We start from the raw sequence: 6,706 nt of genomic DNA, 5'->3' as shown, positions 1-6,706 counted from the left end.
GCGATTAAACCTCCTACTCCAATCAGAAATCGAGCTTTCACTTTATTTAACATGGCTTACTCCTTTATTAGTGATAGCCACATCATATCAAGATTATCTTGGAAATTTTATCACAAGAAAAATATGATTAACTACAAATTATACTCTGTAAAAATCAAAAATAGCAAACTAGAACCTATTCAATAGATAAAGATGTTGAATTATAGTTCGTTGCGTTTTGAAGTAGCCAGCTCTATTCCAAATTCTACTGAACTAATTTTCAAAAATTGGTGCTCAAACATCTTTTCAAGAAAATATAGCTATAATGACTCTTTAAGAAAATTAAAAATTTTCACTCCAATTACTTTAAAACTGAGCCAAATAACTTTATTTACCAGATTAACTACTTTGTAGAATAATTTAAGCTAAATATTTTTTAGATATACTACAATAAAATACTTATCATATAATTTCTGTAGTAACAATCTATACAGAGCCTATAGTTTTTTGAGTATACAAAAAAGTTCCACAAGACCTCCCTAACCATCATTAGGAAGTGCTTATGGAACAATTTTAGAATACAACAGTACTCTTCGAATTAGAAAATAAGAACATCAAATCGAGACTACTTTTTCAAGTCAACACGCATATCACTATTCAGCGTGAACTTGATTACCCAGCTCCAAACTGCCTTAGTCAGATGTTATTTCCAACATAAATCTACAGTATCTATTCTGAATATCAAAGAGATGCCAACTATGTTAAAACCCAAAGATGTCTTCTTCAGTGTAAATCCTGTAAACAGATGACAGTCACTGAAGTGTCTCTCATCACGAAAAACACCAAATCTCACAACCCATCTGCATAAAGATTACTCAATACTACACCGAAAAACTCACCGACACTTCCACTACCTAAAGACTCCCTTTCTCAACCTCTGTCGTACAACAGCAGTTAGAACTGCTATCTGACTTAATTTCCCTATTCTAACACTAATTTAACGCAATCGATAAGCTCATCAAGGATATCAAACGTCAGTCACTCAATTTTCGACAAGTTACAAACTTCAGAAACAAAATTCTAAACTAACTTAACATCAAAAAGATAGAATCAATTTGCTCCTCTCTCCTATAGATTATATGTCTTCTGCTACAGCTGGCAATGGGTCTTTTTAACAACCAAATTATGACCATCTGAATAATTTAAAACTTATCAAATGTAGAAGATAGTATATCTTTCAGAACGTAGACAAACTCCTAAAAATATAAAAAATAGAAAAAGTTTGCGAAAGATAACAAATCATTAAACTCTTAGAAATGTTGATATTTCGGTGTTTCTAAGAGTTCTTAATTTTCAACATTAAGAAAAAAGATTGAAGAAAATTGTCCAAAATGGACTTTTTCTTCAATCTGGAAGATAGTATATCTTTGTATTTATTCTACATTATTGCTTTCTAAATTTTAAACTACATACTAGAAAGACTATGAATAACAAAACATCGACAACATACAGAGACCTACTCTCAAGAAATATTCGGATAGCATTGAATAGAAAAAACATTGATAGAGTTAATAACGCATACGGTATTACTTTTTTCATGAATTTGAACCTCCTTTACACCAGTATATCTAAGTTACAATACAAAATCATGAGTAAAAAGGGTAATTATTTAATATATCCTAACTTCTGAGCTTTTATAACAGCTTTTAACGTTGAATCAACTTCGAGTTTATCCAATATATTTTGAATATGATTCGTTAGCGTTCTATCAGAAATGTAAAGGGATTTAGCAATGTCTTTTCGTTTTTCGCCATTTCCCAAATGTATAAGTATTTCTTTTTCGCGTTCTGTCAATTCATCTATAAAATAATTCTGATTTGGAAAATAATTTTTCCCATAGGAAATATCTTTAAGAATCTGAATTAATCTTTTGGAACTTATATTTTTAGGAACAAATGCCTTTACTCCTATCTTCTGAGCTTGATATTCATATACAGGTAAATCAAATCCCGTCAATAATGCTATCTTGGAATCAGGATATTCCTCTAAAATATCTTGAGCTATTCCAAAGCCATCCGTACTAAATTTATTGTCTAAGTTAATGTCTAATAGTATCACTTGGTACTCAATTACTTTTGAAAAAATGCTTTTAAATTCATCTTCATCGTTCAATATATCAATGTGGATATCCGGCTGATACTGATGTATAGTTAAGGCTAAACTCTCTGCAAACAGGATATGATCATCTATTAATAAAATTTTCAATTGCCTTCTCTCCCTCCATCATCAATTTGATATCGACTCTTAATCCGTTAGAGTCCACTTGCTCAAAAGTAATAGTCCCCCCTACTGACTTTACTTGTTCTTCCAAGACTAATAATCCATGTCCATGTTTAAATGGTTTTAACTTTTGATAATAGCCATTATCCATAACTGATAAAGAGAGTTCTCGCCCATCTCTAGCCAATTTTACAGTAACCGTTTGAGCATTGGAATACTTATAAGCGTTATTAACGAGCTCTCTTAACCATCTATATATTAAAAAATCATAAGGAGGATAGATAGCTATGTTTTTTGCTGAATAAAAGTTCAGAGAAATATTCATTTTAGGGTAACGTTTTTCAAATGCTTTTAGCATCATACGATAGTTATCATACAAAGATAAGCCTTTTAGTAATTGAGGACTATACTGATTCATTCGCTCACGAACAAAAGTATTGAGATACTCTAGTCTTTCTTCAATAATTTTAACTGATACACTTGGATTATCTAAACGAGATAGTTGAATTAAAGCATTGATATCTTGAAGAATATTATCATGCAGGAAATTCGCAAACTCTTGTTTTAAAGCTTCTTCTTTCAAAATTGAATTGATCCCTACATGTTCAGATTGCTTACTTCCAGTTATTAGTCTATAACTTTCTCCAACTAACTGGAAAAAGTACTGAAAATATAAAATAATTGTTACCGTTTCAAGAACAACTAGACTCGTTCTCTTTAAAATTAGAATAAACAGAACAATATATAATAAAATCAGAAAAATAAGTGTTAATAATTGTTCTTTTTGTTTAAATACTGCATCATTATGATAAAACAAGATGAGTATTAATCCTGTAATTAGAGCTAAAAAATAAAATAACCAGAACCCAGAAAATAAAGCTGATGAATTAAAAAAAATGAAACCAATAGAACTGAAACAAATCATGAGGTAAAAGATTAATAACATTAGCCAATAAAATCTATTGGAGTCATTTCTATAAAACGTTTGCTTGTTCCTTAGAAGAACAATTAAGAGAGCCATCGCGAACGTAACTACCAAATAAAGTGAAAAGGCAATACTAGTCAATCTTGGAAAAAGTAAGCTTACACTCGATAGAAGTCCTACTATCATCACAAATAGATAAAAAGAAGTCTGTAACTTTTGAAAAAACAAGCTGAGCGATATAGATATTAACGAAGAATAGATTATAATGCCAATCATATACTGTATCCATGGAGGAAATGCGGAATCTCCTATGACAAACAAAATTGAGTGACACTGACAAAGTCTGATTAACCAAATAATAAATTTGCTAATCTTAGACCTAGTAGATATTGCTCTGTGCAAAATAAAATCCAATAACAATAATACATTTAAAGCAAGCAAAAACAAGATATTTTCGATGTTATTTAGAAAGCATTTAGCGGACAAATAGATTAGTCCTGTAATAAACAAAGCATAATACGCTGTACTTAACAAATTTCTTCTCATGTCTTACTCAAATCTATTTTTTTCTTACATAATATTATACCAATAAAAGACAAAGAAAAGACTAGAAAAAACGCTAAATAGTGGGTTACAGTAAATGATTTAAAATTTGCTAAATAACTTAAATAGGAGTAGGGGTTAACAATCCATGTGATTTCTCCCAGAGGGAAACGTCCAACAACTACTCCTACAATAGCTGTTAAAATCGGTAATACATAATTCCCGCTTGACTGATGTATCAGTAGACTAATATTGATGAGTGCAATAATACTTAAAATTGATAACAGTAAAAATAAGCTATTATCAATAATCACATTAAGGGCACTTTCTCCTCTCAAGGAAATAAAAATCAGTGGAATCAAAAAGTGACAAAGAAATAAAATTGGCACTACTATCCAATAAAATTTCACTATAGACCACTTTATCTGTTGACTAGATATTCCTTTTATTGTTAAGTTTTGAAAAGCAGTATTCTCAACTTCACGGTGCAATGAAATGATAAGAAATACAGGAATCATCACTGGTAGTAAAAAATTACTATATAAATCTAGACCTGTCACAAATAAAACCTTCGATGGAATTTCTTTAATCGTATATCCAGCGTAGCTTTGAAAAATGACTAAAAACATACCTATCCCTATGAATACGGGAGCTAAATAGGTTCTCTTATACTTTAATAATTCTAATTTCCACATAATTCCCTCCTAAAGATGAAACTTTTTAAAAACTACTAAAAGAACAGCACCACTCCATATAATATTCTCTAAAGTGATTACTAAAATTATAATTGGATTGAGAATACTAGAAGTTATCAGATAAGAAATACCATTTATCGGGAATACATAAATAAATATAGCATTAGAGGCGAAAAGTGTTTGCAACAGAATAAGAATAATAACACTGCTTAGAGCAGATAAACTATTTTTTTCTAGCAGGTGAGTACAAAACTGAAGTGTGATCGTGAGTAAGCTGAAAAATATTGTTGATGATAACACTAAGAATACCGTAGACCAATCAATCGTTAACGATAAATAGGTCTGTGTAACTATAACAAAGAAAATAGTTGACAGTAATTGATAAAAAATAAAAGATAAAATGACTGTAAAATACTTTGAAAAGAGAATTTTATTTTTCTTCCCTATCCCCAAAAGCAACAATTCCCAAGTATGGTTATTGTGCTCGCTTGAAGTAACAAAAAAGTTAGTAATACCATTTACCACTAAACTCACCAATCCAGAAAAACCTAAAAAAATTATCATAGACTTCTGAAAAGGTGTTTGTGCTATGTCCCCAACTTGCACATCTAATGATTTAATGATAAAAACCGTTCCTAGCATTTGCAAACAAAAAGTAATGCCAAGCAATAACAAGGCTGTTGGGGTTCCTACAAACCTCTTTATTTCATTTTTTATCAATGTGACCATACACTTTATCTCCTTTCGTTAAGTCTAAGAAGATTCTTTCTAGGTTTTTATTTGGTGAAACCTCCAAAATATCGATTCCTTCTTGTACAATTAATTTTATTAAATTTGGTATATCTTTTTTGTAAGAATTTATTTCAAAATGCGATTCTTTTCGAATAAAAGAGATATCTCGAACTCTCAAAATATGTTCAAAAACATCTGGATTTGCGACTTCAAAAAGATAAGAGCTGTCCCTTTTATTATAAAGTTCAGAGAGTGTTCCCTCAAAAATAAGCTCACCGTCATGTATTATACCGACCATATCTGCAATCGTTTCTATTTCACTAATATGGTGACTTGATATAAAAATCGTTTTTCCTTCTTCTTTAGCTAGTCTGTATAAGAGTTCTCTGATTTCAACAATTCCTTTCGGATCTAATCCATTCGTAGGTTCATCTAATACCAATACATCTGGATTATTTAAAAAAGCAAATGCTAAACCAAGACGTTGTTTCATACCAAATGAGAACGAAGACACAACTTTATTGCGAACCTCACTTAGGCCCACCAGATTCAAAACTCGATCAATTTCTTCTTGCGGTTTTTTGAGAACTTCTTGTATAATAGCTAAGTTTTCATAAGCTGTTAAGTTTTTATAGTAACTTGGTGTACTAATAAAAGCTCCTATTATTGACTCCTGATTTTTTAAGTCCTTAAGACTTACACCGTCAAAGTATATGTTACCTTTTGTAGCAGGTAATAATCCAGTAAGGATTTTCATCGTTGTAGTTTTACCAGCTCCATTAGCACCAATAAACCCATAAATTTTCCCTGAAGGAATCCTAATAGTGACATCGTTTAAAATGATTCGATTACCATATTTCTTACTTATATGATTTATATGTATATCCATTTTCTCCCACTCCTAATTCTAATTGTTTTGATCCAGGTTGAATTAATGTTTCCCTATAAGATTATTATAAATCGATTAGTGATGTAAAACATGAGTAAAAAAAGCAAAACTCTATGGTACAAATCCTAAAAATAACGAAACGAGAAAATAAACCTGCAAACTAAATAATTAGTTCTCTTTATTCCTCTTATTAAATTTTGCTTTTTGCTTCTCAAGTTCATCTATTCTGAACTGTACTTTATCTTGAAATATCAGTTCACATTGACTTTCTTCTATGTGTATTGAAAAAACAAATAATATCTTAAACCAATCACTAGGAATACCAATTCACACATTCCTGATAATCCTAAGATTTAGGTTGCTCTATTTTTAAGATTTTTATAGTAATTATAAACAAGAGAAAGTTATTAAAGGCAATATAAAAACCAGTAAAACTCCAAATCCCATTCGCTACCAAATCTTCTGTATAGAGATATCTCTCAGTAAAAAAGAGGTAAATTCCATAGATTTCTATAAAGACTAATCCACTGATGAGTCCGATAAGAAATAAAGCAGCTGAAACTTTCACAATCCGATAAAGGACGAGCAACATCAGTCCTATTGCTGCGATAATCAAAAGGCTTTGTAGAATTTGCTCCAACATCTTACACCTCTTTCTAGGCT

General features: G+C 30.5%; 6 protein-coding genes. All 6 read right to left on the bottom strand.

Annotation, left to right across the window (positions count from 1 at the left end; all coding sequences use genetic code 11):
• Nucleotides 1-1,644: 1,644 nt before the first annotated feature.
• Entirely contained in the window at nt 1,645-2,244 is a 600-nt protein-coding gene (locus tag P7J58_RS11090) for a response regulator transcription factor (protein ID WP_105105946.1), read from the bottom strand.
• Entirely contained in the window at nt 2,222-3,205 is a 984-nt protein-coding gene (locus P7J58_RS11085; protein ID WP_236579000.1) for a sensor histidine kinase, read from the bottom strand. Before P7J58_RS11085 ends, P7J58_RS11090 begins: the two co-directional genes overlap by 23 nt.
• A 521-nt stretch (nt 3,206-3,726) precedes the next feature.
• Nucleotides 3,727-4,422, bottom strand: coding sequence for an ABC transporter permease (locus P7J58_RS11080; protein WP_408556350.1), 696 nt, complete (start codon nt 4,420-4,422; stop codon nt 3,727-3,729).
• Nucleotides 4,423-4,431: 9 nt separating this feature from the next.
• The gene (locus tag P7J58_RS11075) at nt 4,432-5,151 is read right to left on the bottom strand and encodes an ABC transporter permease (RefSeq protein WP_277844573.1); all 720 of its coding nucleotides are present in this window, start codon (nt 5,149-5,151) and stop codon (nt 4,432-4,434) included.
• Nucleotides 5,129-6,043: an ABC transporter ATP-binding protein gene (locus P7J58_RS11070; RefSeq protein WP_408556349.1), complete on the bottom strand. Its 915-nt coding sequence runs from the start codon at nt 6,041-6,043 to the stop codon at nt 5,129-5,131. Before P7J58_RS11070 ends, P7J58_RS11075 begins: the two co-directional genes overlap by 23 nt.
• A gap of 346 nt (nt 6,044-6,389) precedes the next feature.
• On the bottom strand, nt 6,390-6,686 hold the full coding sequence (locus P7J58_RS11065; RefSeq protein WP_408556351.1) for a DUF5966 family protein: 297 nt from the start codon (nt 6,684-6,686) through the stop codon (nt 6,390-6,392).
• Between the last annotated feature and the right edge of the window lie 20 nt (nt 6,687-6,706).

This window comes from Streptococcus suis (assembly GCF_046032535.1).
GTDB classification, from domain to species: Bacteria; Bacillota; Bacilli; order Lactobacillales; family Streptococcaceae; genus Streptococcus; species Streptococcus suis_AK.
Note: the sequence above shows the minus strand (reverse complement) of the source record. Positions and strands in the feature narration are given on the sequence as shown.

What these genes read in the sequence shown, in the direction of transcription:
- P7J58_RS11085 (WP_236579000.1), bottom strand. Translation starts at nt 3,205, where the DNA reads ATGTTATTAATCTTTTACCTCATGATTTGTTTCAGTTCTATTGGTTTC.
- P7J58_RS11080 (WP_408556350.1), bottom strand. Translation starts at nt 4,422, where the DNA reads ATGTGGAAATTAGAATTATTAAAGTATAAGAGAACCTATTTAGCTCCC.
- P7J58_RS11075 (WP_277844573.1), bottom strand. Translation starts at nt 5,151, where the DNA reads ATGGTCACATTGATAAAAAATGAAATAAAGAGGTTTGTAGGAACCCCA.
- P7J58_RS11070 (WP_408556349.1), bottom strand. Translation starts at nt 6,043, where the DNA reads ATGGATATACATATAAATCATATAAGTAAGAAATATGGTAATCGAATC.
- P7J58_RS11065 (WP_408556351.1), bottom strand. Translation starts at nt 6,686, where the DNA reads ATGTTGGAGCAAATTCTACAAAGCCTTTTGATTATCGCAGCAATAGGA.